We start from the raw sequence: 458 nt of genomic DNA on the forward strand, positions 1-458 counted from the left end.
CAACCAGACCGCCGAGCTGGCCGTTGACCTGATCGAGAGCCTGTTCGGCAAGACCACGCTGATGCGCGCGCCGCCTCGCTGAGCCCACCACGGACGTCGCCGCCGCACGCCACCCAGCCCACGCCCCAGCCACCGAAGGAGCCCGCCATGCGCCTGCCCCACCCGTGTCGCCCTGAAGCCGATGTCGTGCGGCACCGCCTGCAGGCACTGGAGGGCGCGCTGAAATGGGACGAGGCCATGCGCCAGGCCCGCCCATGGGTGCAGGCCGTGCGCGATCACCCGCCGCCGTTCTGGGCGCTCGAATCGCTGCTCAAGGAGTTCCCGATTTCCAGCCAGGAAGGCCTGGCCCTGATGCGCCTGGCCGAGGCCCTGCTGCGGGTGCCCGATGCCGACACGGCCATCGCGCTGACCGCTGACCAGCTCGGCAGGGCTGATTTCAGCGCGCACGGTGACTCGTG

General features: G+C 71.2%; 1 pseudogene. It reads left to right on the top strand.

The features are described 5' to 3' along the window. Positions 1-147: 147 nt before the first annotated feature. Positions 148-458, top strand: a pseudogene (locus B2W70_RS07445) (bifunctional proline dehydrogenase/L-glutamate gamma-semialdehyde dehydrogenase); the annotation flags it as partial.

Origin of the sequence: Aquabacterium sp. UBA2148 (assembly GCF_002328915.1) — a bacterium.
In the GTDB taxonomy this organism is placed as follows: Bacteria; Pseudomonadota; Gammaproteobacteria; order Burkholderiales; family Burkholderiaceae_C; genus Aquabacterium; species Aquabacterium parvum.